The 17176-nt window shown below is 70.1% G+C and carries 18 protein-coding genes; 12 read left to right on the top strand and 6 right to left on the bottom strand.

Annotation, left to right across the window (positions count from 1 at the left end; genetic code table 11):
- Positions 1-170: 170 nt before the first annotated feature.
- Both ACH442_RS35895 and ACH442_RS35890 read right to left on the bottom strand, forming a co-directional pair.
- Positions 171-647: a hypothetical protein gene (locus ACH442_RS35895; protein ID WP_396342517.1), complete on the bottom strand. Its 477-nt coding sequence runs from the start codon at positions 645-647 to the stop codon at positions 171-173.
- A 1073-nt stretch (positions 648-1720) separates the two neighbouring features.
- Positions 1721-2503: a L,D-transpeptidase family protein gene (locus tag ACH442_RS35890; protein ID WP_396342516.1), complete on the bottom strand. Its 783-nt coding sequence runs from the start codon at positions 2501-2503 to the stop codon at positions 1721-1723.
- Positions 2504-2649: 146 nt separating this feature from the next.
- Between ACH442_RS35890 and ACH442_RS35885 the strand changes: the two genes are divergently transcribed.
- Both ACH442_RS35885 and ACH442_RS35880 read left to right on the top strand, forming a co-directional pair.
- On the top strand, positions 2650-3276 hold the full coding sequence (locus tag ACH442_RS35885; protein ID WP_396342515.1) for a CGNR zinc finger domain-containing protein: 627 nt from the start codon (positions 2650-2652) through the stop codon (positions 3274-3276).
- A 106-nt stretch (positions 3277-3382) separates the two neighbouring features.
- The gene (locus ACH442_RS35880) at positions 3383-4165 is read left to right on the top strand and encodes a zf-HC2 domain-containing protein (protein ID WP_396342514.1); all 783 of its coding nucleotides are present in this window, start codon (positions 3383-3385) and stop codon (positions 4163-4165) included.
- 180 nt (positions 4166-4345) lie between these two features.
- On the opposite strand, the gene ACH442_RS35875 is transcribed toward ACH442_RS35880, so the two are convergent.
- The 3 genes from ACH442_RS35875 to ACH442_RS35865 all read right to left on the bottom strand — a co-directional run bounded on the left by ACH442_RS35875 (position 4346) and on the right by ACH442_RS35865 (position 5573).
- Positions 4346-4576, bottom strand: a complete 231-nt coding sequence (locus tag ACH442_RS35875; RefSeq protein ID WP_396342513.1) for a hypothetical protein — start codon at positions 4574-4576, stop codon at positions 4346-4348.
- Positions 4577-4639: 63 nt separating this feature from the next.
- Entirely contained in the window at positions 4640-5110 is a 471-nt protein-coding gene (gene mscL, locus ACH442_RS35870; RefSeq protein WP_396342529.1) for a large conductance mechanosensitive channel protein MscL, read from the bottom strand.
- A gap of 109 nt (positions 5111-5219) precedes the next feature.
- Positions 5220-5573: an STAS domain-containing protein gene (locus ACH442_RS35865; RefSeq protein ID WP_396342512.1), complete on the bottom strand. Its 354-nt coding sequence runs from the start codon at positions 5571-5573 to the stop codon at positions 5220-5222.
- Between the two features lie 169 nt (positions 5574-5742).
- On the opposite strand from ACH442_RS35865, the gene ACH442_RS35860 reads away from it, so the two are divergent.
- From ACH442_RS35860 to ppk2, 10 genes are all read left to right on the top strand, one after another.
- Complete coding sequence (locus ACH442_RS35860; protein ID WP_396342528.1) at positions 5743-6600, top strand: STAS domain-containing protein; 858 nt, start codon at positions 5743-5745, stop codon at positions 6598-6600.
- 1 nt (position 6601) lies between these two features.
- Positions 6602-7012, top strand: coding sequence for an STAS domain-containing protein (locus ACH442_RS35855; RefSeq protein ID WP_396342511.1), 411 nt, complete (start codon positions 6602-6604; stop codon positions 7010-7012).
- Positions 7009-7413, top strand: coding sequence for an anti-sigma regulatory factor (locus ACH442_RS35850; RefSeq protein WP_396342510.1), 405 nt, complete (start codon positions 7009-7011; stop codon positions 7411-7413). The genes ACH442_RS35855 and ACH442_RS35850 overlap by 4 nt, the downstream gene beginning before the upstream one ends.
- Positions 7410-8441, top strand: coding sequence for a SpoIIE family protein phosphatase (locus ACH442_RS35845; RefSeq protein WP_396342509.1), 1032 nt, complete (start codon positions 7410-7412; stop codon positions 8439-8441). The genes ACH442_RS35850 and ACH442_RS35845 overlap by 4 nt, the downstream gene beginning before the upstream one ends.
- A gap of 23 nt (positions 8442-8464) precedes the next feature.
- Positions 8465-9787 (top strand): ATP-binding protein, encoded by a 1323-nt coding sequence (locus ACH442_RS35840; protein ID WP_396342527.1) that lies wholly within the window; start codon positions 8465-8467, stop codon positions 9785-9787.
- Complete coding sequence (locus tag ACH442_RS35835) at positions 9784-11352, top strand: SpoIIE family protein phosphatase (RefSeq protein ID WP_396342508.1); 1569 nt, start codon at positions 9784-9786, stop codon at positions 11350-11352. Before ACH442_RS35840 ends, ACH442_RS35835 begins: the two co-directional genes overlap by 4 nt.
- 65 nt (positions 11353-11417) lie before the next feature.
- Positions 11418-11954, top strand: coding sequence for a PadR family transcriptional regulator (locus ACH442_RS35830; RefSeq protein ID WP_396342507.1), 537 nt, complete (start codon positions 11418-11420; stop codon positions 11952-11954).
- A gap of 41 nt (positions 11955-11995) precedes the next feature.
- Positions 11996-12682 (top strand): ABC transporter ATP-binding protein, encoded by a 687-nt coding sequence (locus tag ACH442_RS35825; protein ID WP_396342506.1) that lies wholly within the window; start codon positions 11996-11998, stop codon positions 12680-12682.
- A complete protein-coding gene (locus ACH442_RS35820) occupies positions 12679-14169 on the top strand; it encodes an FtsX-like permease family protein (RefSeq protein ID WP_396342505.1) in 1491 nt (496 codons plus the stop codon). The genes ACH442_RS35825 and ACH442_RS35820 overlap by 4 nt, the downstream gene beginning before the upstream one ends.
- A gap of 67 nt (positions 14170-14236) precedes the next feature.
- Positions 14237-15043 (top strand): polyphosphate kinase 2, encoded by an 807-nt coding sequence (gene ppk2 / locus ACH442_RS35815; RefSeq protein WP_396342504.1) that lies wholly within the window; start codon positions 14237-14239, stop codon positions 15041-15043.
- A 1-nt stretch (position 15044) separates the two neighbouring features.
- Here ppk2 and ACH442_RS35810 read toward each other — a convergent pair whose 3' ends face one another.
- Complete coding sequence (locus ACH442_RS35810) at positions 15045-17123, bottom strand: S9 family peptidase (RefSeq protein WP_396342526.1); 2079 nt, start codon at positions 17121-17123, stop codon at positions 15045-15047.
- Between the last annotated feature and the right edge of the window lie 53 nt (positions 17124-17176).

Here is a 17176-nt window from a genome sequence, read left to right as displayed (position 1 = left end):
ACTTCGTCTGCAACGTCCTCATCAGCCCCATCGCCAACTGGCCGCATCAAAGCCCCGGACCGTCAACCCCCGAAGGACTTACGAACTGAAGCACTTAGCGCCGCCTGAGGATCACCGCACCAGTCGCACGAAGCCCCGTTCCGACGGGGACAGGGCTTCGCGAACCAGCCTCAGATGCTGAGGCTTTCCGGGACCCGCCACTCCGGGTGCGGGTCCGCATCCGGGGTCGGCAGCTGCGATCCGCCCTGCGTGGCTCGCAGCAGAAAGTGTGTGCCGTCCGCGCACACGATGCTCAGCCCGGCCGGCGTGGCACCGCGGGCGTCGGTCGGCCCGAGGTCGGGCAAGGCGACCGCGCGCCACGCCTGCAGCTGCGCAGGCCGGGCCGCGTCGAGCAACATGATGGCCAGAGTCGCGATGCGTTGCACGCCTTTCTTAGGCGGCGGCAGTACCGCAGGCGTCTCGACCGGGGTCTCGCCCTTCCAATCCGAGCCGGATAGGAAGGTGGTGCCGGACCACCTGTCCTTCACCGCGACACCGTTTCGGGCGAGCTCGGGGCCGCGGGAGAACACGCTGACATCGGCGATGTCCGGGTGTCGGCCGGCTTCGATGAGGCGCTTGAGCAGGTCCAACAGTTCGGTGAGCTGCACAGCGCCTCCAAGATCGTGGAACGTGAGGGAGTTTAGCCGTCGGCTGAGACTGCCGGGCACGACATCCGTACGACCTCACCCCGCAACTCACCCGGGAGCCCACCGCGGACCCGGCGGCATGCACCGGAAGTGGAGCGAGCCGCCGGGCGATCAGATCGGTGGTGGCCGGGGCTCGCGGCGAGAACGCGGGACCACCGCTGGAGGTGGCCGTCGTGGACGGAACTGGGAGCGGTTCACGGCGGCGGGTTCGCTGAAGTTGGCTTCAGGAGGTCGCTTTGGGGTGCGCTCGGCAATTTGCGGTACGGACGTGGGGCTTCTGTTCGTCGCTCGGTTGGGGTCGGTGGGTTGTTCGGGGGTGGGGGGCTGAGGGGTGGAAATGAGGGCTCTGGGGTGGGTAACTGCTGGTAGGGGTTGGAGTGGCGTGGGAAGGTCGGGGGCCTGTGCGGGTGGGATGGGGCCTGGCTGCGCGGCGTTGGGGGACGGGAGCAGTGGTGATGGGGTGGGATGAGGGGCAGCTGGCGGCTGGGTTTCGGTCGATGGTTCTGCTCACGGCGCTGGTGGACCGGGGTGGGCGGCCGGCGGCGGTGGCGCCTACGGTGCGGCTGCGGGATGGGGAGCGGCAGTACGGGTGGTTTCCGGCGGATCTGGCCGGGGGCGGACGGCGCGTCGTGGTGATCACGGATCAGCGGATCGTCGTCGGGGATCGGGAGTGGTCGCTGCGGGGGCTTACACGGGTGGAGAGTGAGCCTGCGGCTTGGGCGATGTCGTTGTGGATGCGGGGGCGGCGTGAGCCGCTGGTGCTCAGTGGGCCCTGGGTGCCGTGGTTGGGTGTGGTGCTCTGTGCGGAGCTCTACAGCGCGGCGTTTCCACCGGCCGGGGCGGGGCAGCTTGCCCGGACCGGACCACAGGCTGGGGCGGGACAGCCCGCCCGGACCGGACCGCCGACTGGAGTGGGACAGCCTGTCGGGGCGGGACAGTGGGCTGCGGCAGGGCAGCCGGCCGGGGCAGGGGCAGTACAGGTAGTCGGGGCGGACGGGGTCGCGGCTCTGCCGGGGCAGCGGCGGGCTCGGCGGTCAGTAGACCCAGACTTTGGTTTTCAAGGGGATTGCGTCGTTGTCCCAGAGCCAGTTCATCGCGGCGATTGAGACTCGGGCGCAGCCGTGTGAGGCGGCGTAGGGCGGGACGCTGTTCGCGCCGTGGACGGCTATGCCACCGTTGAAGTATTTGGGGCGCCACAGCAGGCCCAAGGGGGCGTTTCGCCAGCCGTTGATCTGGCGGCTGACGGTGAACTTTCCGGGTGGGGTGTCGGCGAGGTAGGTCTCGCCTTCCTGCTGGTAGTACTCATTCGAGCCGGTGGACGTGTTGAGGACCTGGGTGACCTGGCCGGCGTCGACCAGCATCAGCAGCTGCTTCTTCAGGTCGATCTCGATTGTCTTGCCGGTTGTCGACTTTGCCTCGGGGCGGACTCCGGCGTCCAGCGCCTTGTAGGTTTTCGGGCCGACTGTGCCGTCGCGGCCGATGCCGGCGGCTTTCTGCAGGGCGTAGACGGCCTGCTGGGTGGTGTCGCCGAATTTGCCGTCGGCCTTCCCGTTCCAGTAACCCAGCTCGGTCAGGCGCTGCTGGACAGCGAGCACGTCCGGGCCCTTGGCGCCGACCTTGAGTTTGCGCGGCGGTGCCGGCGGCGAGGTGGTGACCGGCGCAGACGGAGGTGGGGACGCACCGGGCATGGGTGGCGACGAGGACGGCACGGTGGTCCGTGTGCCCTCCGCGGTCGGGGTGCCGGGATCGGAGTCACAGGCCGTGGCCAGGGTCAACGCCGTTGCCGCGGCGACTGTGATCGCCAGAACTCTCCGCACCGAGCCTCCCTCGCCGACCGGGCGGGCCCGCCTTGCGACCCATTTACCACGGTGCACCGATCATCCCTGATCGTCCACCCGCCCGGGTGGGTGATGACGGAGCCGGTGGACAGAGAGTGTGAAAAAGAGTCAAGTAGTCTTTGGCTATGTCGTGGAAGGCGAGTGCTCGACACGGTGTGCGGGAGGCGCCCGGCGGCTTCGCCCTCGTTCAGGAGTTGCTGAACACCCGCGCGGCGATGTCGTACGGTCCTGACCTGCTCGGGTCGGTCGAGGATGCCCAGTGGTGGATCACCGACGCGCTGGGTGCGTGGTCCCGTGCGTCTGGCCTGCCCGCCCCGACGCTGCTGCTCTCGGCGACCGATCTGCGCTCGCTGCGCCGGTTGCGGTCCGCGTTCGAGCAGGTGGTGCTGGCCGGGTCGAACCAGGAGCCGCCCGGTGCGCTGCCGCCCGCCGACGTGCCGGTCAGCCTTGCACCGGACGCGGCCGGCTGGGTCCGGGTCGTGCCGACCGGGCGGGGGACACGATGGCTGGCCTCCGCACTCTGGGCCGAGGCGCTGCTCGCCCAGCAGGCAGGGGCCTGGCCGCGGCTCAAGCTGTGTCACAACACGATCTGCCGGGCCGCGTTCTTCGACACTTCGCGGAACAACAGCGGCGTCTGGCACGACGTCAGCACCTGCGGCAACACGGCGAACCTGCGGGCGTTCCGGGAGCGGCGGCGGCTGCTCGGGCACAGCCAGGAGATCGAGGCCGGGCGCGGCCCGGAGATGCGCTGACACCGGCGGGCGTGGGACGGCCGGCGCTCGTGGCTGTTGCCGGAAGCGGATGACAACCGCGAGCATCGCCGGGAACCATGAGCCGATCTCGGGCGACTATTGATGCATGGCGTGTGAGCGGTGGCGCGAGATGCTGTCGGCGCAGTTGGACGGTGAGGACGACCCGGCCCTGCGGCCGCTGGTCGACGAGCACCTGGCCGGCTGCGCGGGATGCCGGGAGTGGCTGGACGCGGCCGCGGCGGTCAACCGGCTGACGCGTACCGGGAAGGTGCCGGACGTTCCGGATCTCACCGCGGCGATTCTGGCCGCCCTGCCGGCTCAGCCGACCCGGGCGCGCTGGTGGCGGCGTCTGCCGGTGACCATGATGCTGTACGTGGCGCTCGCTCTGGTCGGTGCGGTGCAGATCATCCTGGGGCTGGCGCAGATCGGCGGTGCGGACAGTGCCGGGCACGTGCACCTGGGGACCTCCGCCGCGCCGGGCCATCTGTGGAACGAGTCGGCGGCGTGGAATGCGGCGGTCGGAGCCGGTTACCTCTTCATCGCGCTGCGGCGGACTCGGCCGGTCGGGCTGGTGCCGATGCTCACCGCGTTCGTCGGGATGCTGCTGCTGCTCTCGTTCAACGATCTGACCGGTGGCCGGGTGGACGTTGCCCGGTTGGTCGGTCACGGCTTCGTGATTGTCGGATATCTGCTGGTGGTGGCGTTGTCTCGGGGTGTCGGCGGGTCGGTCCGGCCGCCCGGGGCGCGGGCCGGGGCCGGGTGGCGGCTCGACGGCTCGGCCGGGGAGGAACCGGAGACGCCGGTGGCACGAAGGGCCGGGCTGCGACTGGTGCCGCCGACCGGCCCGCTCACAGCTCACCACCCCACCGACGAGCACCGCGCGGCCTGATGCCGACGACGAGCACCGCGGTCTGATAACCAGGGGGCTTGCCATGGGCGCCGCGCGAGAGCGCTGAGGGACCTAAAGCCCGGGCGGGGTCAGCGCGGCGGCCGAAAGGCGGGAGCCGGGCGGGGTCAGCGCGGTGGTCGAAGGCGAGAGCCGGGCCTGCTCACCGCGTCCGGCTGCGGGTCAGCGGGGCGGCCGGACGGAGAGCTCCCGCCACTCCTCCGGCCCGTTGAGCAGGGCGCGGATCATGTTGAGGGCGGCTTCCTCGCTGTCGTACTCAAAGAAGTGGGACGTGCCGTCGGAGCCACCGGCGCGCTGCTCGACATACCACTGGTCACCGCTCGTACGGAGATAGATGTCTTTCCGCGCGAGACGTCCCCATTTGCCGTTCCACCAGTGCTTACGCTGCTCCATCCCGGCACTGTATCGAACATTTGTTCGAACGGTGCCGGGAGGGCCGATCTTTTCGGGTGCAGGTCAGCGGGGCGGTTCCTGGCGACGCTGGAGGATGTCGTCGACCGCGCTGCCGTAGACCTGGCCCGGCTGGGCCTGCGGCTGGCCGCCCCGCCCGGCGGTAACCAGGGCGTCCCGGATCTCGGTGAGCAGCTGAACCTCTTCGCTGGGAGTCTTCGGCGGCGGCTCCTCGCCGCGGCGGCGGCGCTCGGCCAGCTTGTTGAGCGGGAAGACGACCAGGAAGTAGAGCACGGCGGCGGTCAGCAGGAAGGTGATGACCGCGTTGATGAAGGTGGCGTAGTCGAACACCACGTCGCGAACTTTGAAGGTCCCGGCGGAAAGGCCGGTGCCGCCGCTCAGCAACTGGATCAGCGGCTTGAGAAAGCCGTTGGTCAGGCTGGTGACCACGGTGGTGAAAGCGGCACCGATGACCACACCGACGGCAAGGTCGACGACGTTGCCGCGCATGATGAAGTCTTTGAAGCCTTGGAACATCTTGCCCACGGGCAACTCCTGAAAGCCGAGTATGAATTCGGCAACGGGTTCCCGTTGCCGGTCGGCGACAAACTACGCCGACCGGAACGTGGGTGCGAAACGAAACGGGTCAGTCGAGTGCCGGCTCTTCGGCACTCACCGCCTCGTTCACCGTCGGGTACGTGTGAAGCACCTCGACGAGGCCACTGACCTCGAGGATGCGCAGCACACCCCGCTGTGGGGCGGCCAACCGGACCGTGCCGCCGGCATCGTCGGTGCTGTTCTTCGCACGGACGAAAACGGACAGCCCGGTGGAGTCGCAGAACGAGACCTCGGCCAGGTCGAAGACCAGACGTGTCCGGCCTTTCTCCAGCAGGTCGCTGATCTGGTCCTGCAGCTGCGGGGCGGTGGCCATGTCTAGCTCACCGGCCACCGACACGACGACCATGTCGCCGCGCTGTTCGGTCTGCACCGTCAGGGACATTCGGGGACCTCCTGCTGTTATTGCTGAACGGTACTCCACGTACCGGGGGGATGCGCGCCGTGGGACGAAGGCCTTGACCTTGTCCGTTAGTTGGTCTACAGCAATTAACGGACACGCTGATGGTAAAGTCCGGCCGTTGCGCACGGATCGTGTGGTGGGGGAGGCAGCGGTGGCGCTGAGTCCGGATGAGTCAGGTCGCCTGGCAGACCTGCTCAACGAGCACGCCGACGGGCTGGTCGCCCGATGGGCGGAGCTGGTCGGCGCCAGTCTGCAGGGCAGGATGAGCCGGCCGGAGCTGGAGCGTCAGACCCGGGATCTGCAGAAGAGTTTCCAGCAGGCGTTCGCCGGCGGGGCCCAGGACCTGGCCGACGAGGAGGCCGGCGAGCTGCGGGCCCAGCTGGGCGAGCTGTCCAGCAACCGAGCGCGGCAGGGCTTCTCGGCGAACGAGACCGCGATCAGCGTGTTCGCGCTGAAGGACGCGGTGCTCGGCGTGATCGGGAACACCAGCGATGCGCAGGTCCTGCGGGACTTCGTGTCCTTGTCGGCCTTCGTCGACCGGGCCGCGCTGTTCACCTTCGACAGCTACGTGCGGGTGCGCGAGGCACTGATCGCCGACCAGGCCGAGCAGCTGCTGGAGCTCTCCACCCCCGTGGTGAAGCTGTGGGAGGGCGTGGTCGCCGTCCCGCTGGTCGGCACGCTGGACTCGGCGCGCGCCCAGGTGGTGATGGAGCGGCTGCTGCAGACGCTGGTCGACACCGGTTCGCCGTACGCGATCATCGACATCACCGGCGTCCCGGCGGTCGACACCCAGGTGGCCCAGCACATCCTCAAGACCGTGGTGGCCGCCCGCCTGATGGGCGCCGACTGCATCATCTCCGGCATCCGGCCGCAGATCGCGCAGACGATCGTCGCGCTGGGCATCGAGTTCGGTGACATCGCCACGAAGTCGTCGCTGGCCGACGCGCTGCGCTATGTCCTGGGGAAGACGAGCTACAAGGTCGTCACGACCAAGCGGACGGAGCACTGAAGTGGAACGTGTCCCGGTCCTGAAGATCGGCGACATCCTCCTGGTCTCCATCCAGATCGACATGGAGGACCAGGTCGCCCTGCAACTCCAGGAGGATCTGGCCGAGAAGATCGTGGTCACCGGCTGCCACGGTGTGATCATCGACATCAGCGCGCTGGACATCGTCGACTCGTTCGTCGGGCGGACGCTGGCCACGATCGCGTCGGTCTCCCGGGTGCTGGACGCCGAGACCGTGGTGGTCGGCATGCGGCCCGCGGTGGCGATCACCCTGGTCGAGCTGGGGCTGTCGCTGCCGGGGATCCGGACGGCGCTCAACGTCGAGCTGGGCATCGAGATGCTCGCGCGCAGCCGGGCCGAGTCCGAGCTCGACGACGATGACGAGGACGACCCGGCAGCGGTAACCGCGCCGTGAACGAGGAGAGCCGGCTGATTCCGGTCACAACCGACCAGGATGTGGTCCGCGTCCGGCAGTTGGTGCGCACCGTGGCGGTGGAAGCCAAGCTCTCCCTGGTCGACCAGACGAAACTGGTCACCGCGGCCAGCGAGCTGGCCCGCAACACCCTGGTCTACGGCGGTGGTGGCACTGTCGAGGTGAGCCGGGTCCGCACCGAGATCCGCTCCGGGATCCGGATCGTTTTCGCCGATCAAGGTCCGGGTATCGCCGACCTGGACCTGGCGCTCACCGATGGTTACACCACCGGTGGCGGGCTGGGGCTGGGTCTGAGCGGCTCCCGGCGGCTGGTCGACGATTTCACCATCGACACCGCGCCCGGCGAGGGCACGAGGATTTCCATCACCAAGTGGTGCCGATGAGCGGAGGAACGGTGGCTTCGGTACCCGAGGGGCTCCTCGACGAGGGGGTCTGGTTCCGGGTGGAGGCCGCCGGGACGGCCGCTGCCGTCCGCCGGACCGCCGAGCGTCTGGCCGCGGATCTGGCCATGCCGGAGGCTCGCATCGCGGAGCTCTCCATCGTGGCCGCCGAGGCGGCCGGCAACCTGGTCAAGCACGCGCAGCAGGGCACCATGCTGGTCCGCGCGGTCCGCACGGCCGAGCAGGGCGGCGTCGAGCTGATCGCGATCGACAGCGGGCCGGGGATCGCCGACGTGGCGCACGCGCTCGGGGACGGGCATTCCACCGCGGGCACGCTGGGCATCGGGCTGGGGGCGATCCTGCGCCAGGCCAGCCGGTGGGACATGCACTCGCTGCCCGGCAAGGGCACGGTCCTGGCCGTTCAGGTGTGGGGCGGGAGCACGCCCGAGCCGTCCTGGGCGGCCGGTCTGACCCGGCCGATCAGCGGTGAGACGGTCAGCGGAGACGCGGTGGCGATCCGCGAGGCCGACGGCCGACGGCAGATGCTGGTCAGTGACGGGCTGGGGCACGGCGGGCTCGCCGCGGCCGCGTCGCACGAGGCGGTCCGGGTGTTCCGGCAGGCCGCGGCCGGGTCGCCGGCCGCGGTGGTGGAGGCGCTGCACCGGGCGCTCGGGCACACCCGCGGCGCCGCGCTTGCGGTTGCCGAGCTCGACGCGACCGCCGGCCTGGTGCGGTATGCGGGGCTGGGCAACATCTCCGGCACGATCTTCGGCGTGGACGGCACCCGACGCGGCATGATCTCCATGCCCGGTATCGCCGGACACCAGCGACGCCAGGTTCGGGAGTACGAGTATCCCGTGCTCCCGGGCGGGACCGTGGTGATGCACAGCGACGGCGTGGTGGATCGCTGGAAACCGGTGGAGTATCCCGGTCTGCTCTCCCACTCGCCCGAGGTGATCGCCGGGACGGTGCTGCGCGACGCCGGGACCCGCCGGGACGACGCCGGTGTCCTCGTGGCCCGGCTGCCGTGACCACGACCGAGCCGCTGATGCGTATGCGCCTGCGGGTCGAGCAGGACATATTCTCGGTGCGTCAGCTCGGCCGGGAGGTGGCCCGGGCGGTCGGTTTCGAGGCGCAGGACCAGACCCGCGTGGCGACCGCGCTGAGCGAGGTGGGCCGGGTGCTGCTGGCCGCGGGCCCCGAAGCAGACGTGACGTTCACGGTTGAGCCCTATGGGGTACCAACTCTCCAGGTGACAATGGCGCATTCGGCCGCCGGCGGGGCGTCCCGCGTGGCTGAGCAGCTGCAGCTGGTCGGCCGCCTGGTCGACACGATGGAGGTCGACGATGAGGGTGCCGGTGCGACGGTCAGGATGGCTCGGCGTCTACCGCTCGGCGCGCCGGTCCTGACGCCGACCCGGATGGACGACATTCGCGCCGGTCTGGCGCAGCACGTGCCGGGCACCCCCCTGGACGAGCTGGCCGTGCAGAACCAGCAGCTCATCGCGGCCCTCGACGAGGTGCGAGCGCAGCGTGACGACCTGGCCCGGCTGAACGCCGAGCTGGAGGAGACGAACCGCGGCGTGATGGCCCTCTACCACCAGCTCTCCGACGAGTTGGAGGAGACGAATCGCGGGGTGGTCGCGCTCTACGCCGAGCTGGACGAGAAGTCGGTGCAGTTGCGCGCGGCCAGCGAGGCGAAGAGCCGGTTCCTGGCCAATGTGAGCCACGAGCTGCGCGCTCCGGTCACCGCGATCATCGGGTTGGGCCGGCTGCTCACCGACTCCTCCTCGGACCAGCTGACCGAGGAGCAGCGCCGGCAGGTGGACCTGATCCGTGGCTCCGCGACCGACCTGTTGAGCCTGGTCAACGGTCTGCTCGACCTGGCCAAGGCGGAGGCCGGGCGGATCGAGCCGAACTGGTCCGAGGTCGACCTGAAGGCGGTGTTCGGGCAGCTGCGGGGCACGTTGCGCCCGCTCGCGACCCGGCCCGAGGTGGAGTTCGTGGTGGAGGAGCCGGCCGTTGCGGTCATGCGCTCCGACGAGGTGCTGCTCGCCCAGGTGCTGCGCAATCTGCTGACCAACGCGTTGAAGTTCACCGAGGCCGGCTCGGTGCGGCTGAGTGTGCAGCCGGTCGGTGCCGAGATTGCGTTCGTGGTCTCCGACACCGGCACCGGAATCCCACCTGAGCTGCACGAACGCGTCTTCGAGGAGTTCTACCAGGTGCCCGGCAGTAAACCGGTCAGCGGCCGGGGCACCGGGCTGGGTCTGCCCTACGCCCGCCGACTGGCCGGCATTCTGGGCGGCGGCCTGCGGGTCGACTCGGTTCCCGGCGAGGGCAGCACGTTCACACTTCAGCTGCCGGTCGACGCGTCATGACCGAACTCGGCCGCGGAAACCGGCCCGCGCACGGGAAAGCCACGGTCCTGGTCGTCGACGACAGCGCGACCAAGCGGTACCTGCTGGTCAGCTGGCTGACCCGGGCCGGTTTCACCGTCGTCGAGGCCGAGACCGGCGGTGAGGCGCTGCGTAAGCTCGCCGAGGACGACGTCGAGGCCGACCTCGTCGTGCTCGACGTGAAGCTCCCCGACATGAGCGGTTTCGAGGTCTGCGAGAGGATCAAGACCGATTCGCGGTACGGCGTTCTGCCCGTCATCCACGTGTCCGCCCACGCGGTCGACGTCAACGACCGTACCCAGGGGCTGAACCGCGGCGCCGACGCCTATCTGGTCGAGCCGATCGAGCCGGACGAGCTGATCGCGACCGCGCAGGCGGTTCTGCGGTATTACCGGGCGCGCCAGCGGGCGGAATTGCTCGCCGCCCGGATGGTCCGGCTGGCCGAGACCACATTGGCGATCAACTCGGCGTCGACGCTGCCGGCCCTGCTGGAGGCGGCTGCGCTCGGGGCCGCGGACATCTTCGGTGGCCCGGTCGTGGTGGTCGCGGAGACGTCGGAGGGCGAGAGCCTGGCCGCGGCGGGGCCACCTCCGGCCGTACGCAAATGGGCAGTTCCTGGTCATCAAGTGGCGGTCGGATCGATGGTCCGCACCGACGAGGCAGCCGACTGGGATGTCGTCGAGTGGCCGCAGGGCGAGACCGTCGCGGTCGCGGCCGCGCGGCTGCGGGTCGATCGTCCACCGGTCTACGTCGCCGTCTCCGGCAGCTCGCAGACGCCCGGCTTCCCGGTGTTGCGGCAGCTCTCGCAGGCGGTCGCGGCCGCGGTGGAGGCGCAGCGCTCGTTCGACGAGGAGCACCGGATCGCGGTCACCCTGCAGCGCAGCCTGCTGCAGTCGCGGCTGCCCGAGGTGCCCGGGGTCGAGCTGGCCGTGCGTTACGAGCCGGCCGGCGCGCAGACCGAGGTGGGCGGCGACTTCTACGAGCTGACCGTGCTGGACGGGAAGCTGCTGGTGGCGATCGGGGACGTGGCCGGGCATTCGCTGCACGCGGCCACGGTGATGGCCGAGCTGCGGCACGCCGTCCGCGCCTACGCGGTGGAGGGCCATTCGCCGGGCGCCGTGCTGGGGCTGGCGAACCGGTTCATGCGCACGGTGCTGCCGGCCGACTCGGCGACCCTCTGCCTGTTCACGCTCGACCCGGCCACCGGGCGGATCCGGATGGCGTCGGCCGGTCACCTGCCGCCGCTGTTGCACGTCGACGGTGAGGTGCGTTTCCTGTCGCCGCGCGGCGCGCTGCTCGGCCTGGACGCGCCGGAGCGGGCCGAGCAGGAGCTGGTGCTGCCGCCCGGGGGCACACTGGTGCTTTACACCGACGGGCTGATCGAGCGCCGGGACGCGGACATCGACGAGGGACTGCGGGCGCTGGCCGAGTGTGCGGCCGAGGTCGGGCCGGATCTCGACGCGTTCTGCAGCCGCCTGCTCAACCGCCTCGGCGGCTCCGGTGAGCAGGCCGACGACATCGCGGTGGTCGCGCTCCGCCGGGTTTGAGCCTTTCGGCGTACGGCATCGTGTCTCCTTGACGTCGGCTATTCACTCGGTGAATAGTAGCTCACATGTCGACCGCATACGTGCTGCTCGGGCTCCTGGCCGGTGGGCCCCGGCACGGGTATGACCTGAAACGGGCGCACGACGACCGCCTGCCCCAGGCCAAACCGGTGGCCTACGGGCAGGTGTATGCCACGCTCGGCCGGCTCGAGCGGGACGGGTTCGTCACGCCGTCCGGCCAGGATCAGGAGGGCGGGCCGGAGCGCACCTCCTACGAGCTGACCGAGCTCGGCCGGGACCGGCTGGCCGCCTGGCTGACCGAGGTGGAGCCGCCGGCGCCGTATGTCAGCAGTGTGCTGTTCAACAAAGTGGTGGTCGCGCTGCTGACCGCCGGAACCGAGCAGGCCACCGACTACCTCGCCGCACAACGGGCCGCCCACGTGGCCCGGATGCGGGAGCTGACCGCGACCAAGACCAGGCCCGGCGCGTCCGTCGGCGATGTCGTCGCCGCGGATTACGCGATCGGGCACCTCGACGCCGACCTGCGCTGGTTGCAGACAACCCTCGCCCGGGTCGCCGACCTGCAGAAGGAAGTGACGGCATGAGCGAGCTTGCGAGCGGATCATCGAGCTCAGTCAAGAAGGTCATGACCACAGCACTGTTGAGCGGCAAAGGCATCACCAAGAGCTATGGCGCGACACCCGCTCTGCGCGGGGTCGACATCACTGTCGGTGAGGGGGAGATCGTCGCGATCACCGGGCCGAGCGGCTGCGGCAAGTCCACGCTGCTGCACTGCCTGGCCGGCCTCCTCCGGGCCGACGAGGGCTCGGTCGTCTACCGCGAGCAGGACCTGAGCCTGTGGTCCGAGGCGTCTCGGTCCCGGCTGCGGCGCACCGAGTTCGGCGTGCTGTTCCAGTTCGGCCAACTGGTGCCGGAGCTGACCGCGGCCGAGAACGTCGCCCTCCCGCTGCTTCTCGCCGGTTCGGGGCGGCGAGACGCACGGGAGGCGGCGCTCGGCTGGCTCGATCGGTTCGGTGTCGCCGACGTGGCCGACAAACGGCCGGGCGCGATGTCCGGCGGTCAGCAGCAGCGCTGCGCGGCGGCCCGGGCGCTGGTCACCGGTCCGCGGGTAATTTTCGCGGACGAGCCGACCGGCGCGCTGGACCAGCTCAGCGGCGAGCAGGTGATGTCCGCGATGGTTCAGGCCGTGCGGGCCGAGGGCAGCTCGGTCGTGCTGGTCACGCACGAGGCGCCGATCGCGGCGTACGCGGACCGGGAGATCGTGCTGCGCGACGGCGCGATCGACCCGAGCGGGATCGGGATCTTCGGATGAGGGCGGGCACGCTGGTCCGGCTCAGTCTGGCCGGGAACCGCACCGACCGGATGCGGACCGCGCTGACCGCGGGAAGTGCGGCGCTCGGTGCGGTGGCGCTGCTCGCGGCCGCGACCGTCGCGTCGATCCACGGCGGCGCGTCGATCGACGCCCCGACGGGCCTGAGGACTTTGTCGCCCGGTTCCGATCAGTACGCGAGTGCCCTGCTCGTCGAGCAGGGCCTGCGTCCCGGCGTGATCTTCGCGCTGATCATGCTGGCGTTGCCGGTCCTGGCCCTGGCCGGGCAGTGCATCCGGCTCGGTGCTCCGGCCCGCGACCGGCGGCTCGCGGCGCTGCGGCTGGCCGGGGCGACCCCGGGGCAGACCGTGGTGATCGCCGGGGCGGAGACCGCGGCGGCCGGGCTGCTCGGGTCGATCGCCGGGTTCGGTGTCTATCTGGTGCTGCGCGTCGTCCTGGACCGCCGGAACGGGGACGGGAAACTTCTGCTGCCCACCGACGTACGGCCGAATACGTTGATCTTGATTGTGGCTCTTCTGATCGTGCCGGTGCTGGCCGGGCTGATCGGGCTGCTGCTGATGCGCCGCGTGGTGATCACTCCGCTCGGCGTGGTCCGGCGACTGCGCGAGGACGGGCCGCAGCCGTGGCCGGGCGTGCTGATCGTGCTCGGGCTGGTCCTGTTCGCGCCACGGACGCTGCAGAAGATCCTGCACCTGGCGCCGGAGGGCGGGAGGCTGCCGGACTGGCTGCCGCTGCTCCTGATGGGTGTCGGTGTGCTCCTCGTGATGATCGGCGTGGTGGCCGGCACCGGATGGATCTCCTACACCGCCGGGCGACTGCTCCGACGGTACGGACGTGGTCCGGTCGCCCTGCTCTCCGGCGCCCGCCTGATGGCCGACCCGTGGAACGGCAGCCGCACGATCGGCGCCCTGCTCGCGGCCGTGGTGTTCGGCGCCGGAACGCTGGGTCTCCGGGCCGATCTCGCCACCGATTTCGCCGCGCAGAGGCGGTTCGACGAGCTCATCGACCCGGCGTCCGCCGCCCTGAACTCGGCCCAGGACACCGCTTTCTACTTCGGCGCGATCCGTCTGGTGATGGTCGCGGTGACGATCGCGCTGGTGGTCGCGGCCGGCGGGGTGCTCGTCGCGTTGGCCGAGGGCATCGTGGCGCGGCGGCGCACGTTCGCGGCGATGACCGCCGGCGGGGTGCCGCAGGCCAAACTCGGCGCGACGCTGTTCGTGGTCACGTTCGTGCCGCTGCTGCCGGCGTTGCTGCTCGCGCTGGTCTGCGGGGTGTCGCTGATGCGCAGCATGCGGACCGAGGTGGTGGTCACCGACGACACCCTGACCTTGGCCCTGCCGATCCCGGTCCCGATCGGGTCGCTGGCGCTGCTCGGTGCCGGGGCGGTGCTGGCCATGCTGCTGGTGGTCGGCGCCGGGATGCTGGTGCTGCGGTCGAGCACCGACCTCGAGGAGATGCGGGCAAGCTGACGGAACCCTCGGGAAACCCTCCCCGGCGGGTGAGGCGCCCGGCCCGGCCGCGGGGTCAGGGTGGGGCATGCCCAAGAACAAACACGAGGACGGCCCGCTCCCGCGCATGCGAGAGAAGGAATACCAGCACGAGTTGCGCCGGCTCCACGGCGAGCTGGTCGCCATGCAGGAGTGGGTGAAGCGGGCCGGCGCCAAGGTCTGCGTCGTCCTCGAAGGGCGCGACACGGCCGGCAAGGGCGGAGTGATCAAGGCCATCACCGAGCGGGTCAGCCCGCGCGTCTTCCGGGTGGTGGCGCTGCCGGCCCCGACTGATCGGGAACGGTCACAGCTGTTCCTGCAACGCTACGTGCCGCACCTTCCCGGCGCCGGCGACGTGGTCCTGTTCGACCGCAGCTGGTACAACCGGGCCGGGGTGGAACGGGTGCTCGGCTACTGCACGCCCGAGCAGACCCAGCAGTTCCTGCGGTCGGTGCCCGAGGTCGAACGGGCCATGGTCGACTCCGGGGTGATCCTGCTGAAGTACTGGCTGGAGGTCAGCCCGGAGGAGCAGACGCGCCGGCTGGAAGGGCGCATCAACGACCCGCGCAAAGTGTGGAAGCTCTCCGACCTCGACCTCAAGTCGTACAGCCGGTGGTACGACTACTCCCGCGCGCGGGACGAGATGTTCCGGACCACCGACACCGCCTGGGCGCCCTGGTTCGTGGCGCACACCGACGACAAAAAACGGGGACGGCTGAACATCATCAGCCACCTGCTGTCGAGCGTGCCCTACGAGCCGCTCGAACGCCACGACGTGAAACTGCCCAAGCGGGAGAAGCCGAACGGGTACCGGGAGCCGGCGCTGCCACTGCACCGGATCCCGGAACCGTTCTAGATCAGGCTGCTCCGGCGGTGTCGAGGATCCAGGCGAGGACGAAGGCCTCTTCCTTCCACGAGTCGTACCGGCCGCTCGGACCGGCGTGACCCGCGCCCATCTCCGTCTTCAGCAGGAACTGGCCCTCCGGGGCGACCACGCGCAGGCGAGCGACCCACTTGGCCGGCTCGTGGTAGAGCACGCGCGTGTCATTCAGGCTGGTCACGGCAAGGATCTTGGGGTATGGCAGCTTCGCGACGTTCTCGTACGGACTGTACGACTTCATGTACGCGTAGACCTCCGCCGACTCGAGCGGATTGCCCCACTCCTCCCACTCGGTGACGGTCAGCGGCAGAGACGGGTCGAGGATCGAGGTCAGCGGGTCGACGAACGGGACCTCGGCGACGATGCCGGCGAACGTTTCCGGCGCCAGGTTCGCCACCGCGCCCATCAGCAGGCCACCGGCCGAGCCGCCGCGGGCCACGAGACGGTCCGCGCTGGTCCAGCGGTTGCGGATCAGGGCCTCGGCGCAGGCGACGAAGTCGGTGAACGTGTTCCTCTTGGCCAGCAGCTTGCCGTCCTCGTACCACCGGCGGCCCATCTCACCACCGCCGCGGACGTGCGCGATCGCGAAGACCACGCCGCGGTCGAGCAGGGAGAGACGGGCGATCGAGAAGTACGGGTCGATGCTGTGCTCGTACGACCCGTAGCCGTAGAGCACGGCCGGGGCCGAACCGTCCCGCACGACGCCCTTGCGCGTCACGATCGACACCGGGATGCGCGTCCCGTCCGGAGCCGGGGCCCACTCGCGGAACTGCTCGTAGTCGGCCGGGTCGTAACCGCCCAGGACCGGCTTGCGCTTGCGCAGCGTCATCGTGCGCGTGACCAGATCCACGTCGTAGACCGACTCCGGGACGACCAGCGACGTGTAGCTGATCCGGACCGAGGCGGTGTCGTACTCCGGGTTGCCGCTGAGGCCGACGCTGTAGAGCGGCTCGGGGAACTCCATGTCATACGCGTCGGTGCTGCCGTCGCCCATCACGCGCAAGCCGGTCAAACCGTCCTTGCGCAGCGAGATCACGATGTGCCGGGCGAACGCGTCGACGGACTCCAGCCGGGTGCCGGGCTGATGGGCGACCAGCTCCACCCACTCGCCGGGGGCGTCGACCGACGTGTACGCCACGGCGAAGTCCTCGGCGTCCCGGTTGTGCAGGATCAGGAACCGGTGGCCGTGGTGCTCGATCTGGTACTCCACACCCTGCCGGCGTTCGGCGATCAGGACGGGATCGCTGGTGGGGGCGTCGGCGGGGATGACCCGTACCTCAGAAGTGATCTTGCTCTGGGCGTCGATCACGATGAACTTCTCGCTGCGGGTCAGCTCGACGCCGACCCAGAACCGCTCGTCGGTCTCGTGGTAGACGACCACGTCCTCCCGGGAGGGCTCGCCGACCACGTGCCGGTGCACCCGGTCGGGGCGCCACGCCTCGTCGACCGTGATGTAGAACAGCACGCTGCCGTCGGCTGACCAGGCGCTGCCGTAGAACGTGTCCGGCACCTCGTCGGCCAGCACCTCGCCGGAGCGCAGATCCTTGACCCGCAGGGTGAAGCGCTCGTCGCCCTCGAAATCGGTCGAGAAGGCCAGCCAGTTGCCGTCCGGACTGACGTCGAACGTGCCCAGCGCGAAGAAATCCCTCCCCTCGGCCAGCACGTTGCCGTCGAGCAGCACCTCCTCACCGGGGCGCTCGTCGCCGGCCGGCGGATCGGTCTCACCGGGGCGGACCGGGACGCGGCACTGGATGCCGTACTGCTTGCCCTCCTCGGTGCGCGTGTAGTACCAGAAGTTGCCCTTGCGGCTGGGGACCGAGAGATCGGTCTCCTGCGTGCGGCCCTTGATCTCCTGGAACACCTTGTCGCGCAGACCGGCGAGGTGTGCGGTGGCGGACTCGGTCCACGCGTTCTCCGCCTCCAGATAGGCGGTGGTGGCCGGGTCCTCTTTGTTCATCAGCCAGGCGAACTCATCGGTGACCGTGTCGCCGTGGTGGGTGCGCTCGGAGGGGTCCTGGCGGGCGGCCGGTGGGCCGGCGGGCGATTCGGTCGTCACCCGGACCACGTTACCGGCGGAATGGTCCGGGATCAGTTTCTTACACACCTCGA

Source organism: Actinoplanes sp. NPDC020271, from assembly GCF_044388125.1.
Taxonomy (GTDB): Bacteria; Actinomycetota; Actinomycetes; order Mycobacteriales; family Micromonosporaceae; genus Actinoplanes.
Note: the sequence above shows the minus strand (reverse complement) of the source record. Positions and strands in the feature narration are given on the sequence as shown.

Coding starts and splice junctions, on each gene's coding strand:
- ACH442_RS35845 (WP_396342509.1), top strand. CDS start 7,410: ATGAGCGGAGGAACGGTGGCTTCGGTACCCGAGGGGCTCCTCGACGAG.
- ACH442_RS35885 (WP_396342515.1), top strand. CDS start 2,650: ATGTCGTGGAAGGCGAGTGCTCGACACGGTGTGCGGGAGGCGCCCGGC.
- ACH442_RS35830 (WP_396342507.1), top strand. CDS start 11,418: ATGTCGACCGCATACGTGCTGCTCGGGCTCCTGGCCGGTGGGCCCCGG.
- ACH442_RS35880 (WP_396342514.1), top strand. CDS start 3,383: ATGGCGTGTGAGCGGTGGCGCGAGATGCTGTCGGCGCAGTTGGACGGT.
- ACH442_RS35825 (WP_396342506.1), top strand. CDS start 11,996: ATGACCACAGCACTGTTGAGCGGCAAAGGCATCACCAAGAGCTATGGC.
- ACH442_RS35835 (WP_396342508.1), top strand. CDS start 9,784: ATGACCGAACTCGGCCGCGGAAACCGGCCCGCGCACGGGAAAGCCACG.
- ppk2 (WP_396342504.1), top strand. CDS start 14,237: ATGCCCAAGAACAAACACGAGGACGGCCCGCTCCCGCGCATGCGAGAG.
- ACH442_RS35875 (WP_396342513.1), bottom strand. CDS start 4,576: ATGGAGCAGCGTAAGCACTGGTGGAACGGCAAATGGGGACGTCTCGCG.
- ACH442_RS35820 (WP_396342505.1), top strand. CDS start 12,679: ATGAGGGCGGGCACGCTGGTCCGGCTCAGTCTGGCCGGGAACCGCACC.
- ACH442_RS35865 (WP_396342512.1), bottom strand. CDS start 5,573: ATGTCCCTGACGGTGCAGACCGAACAGCGCGGCGACATGGTCGTCGTG.
- mscL (WP_396342529.1), bottom strand. CDS start 5,110: ATGTTCCAAGGCTTCAAAGACTTCATCATGCGCGGCAACGTCGTCGAC.
- ACH442_RS35840 (WP_396342527.1), top strand. CDS start 8,465: ATGCGCCTGCGGGTCGAGCAGGACATATTCTCGGTGCGTCAGCTCGGC.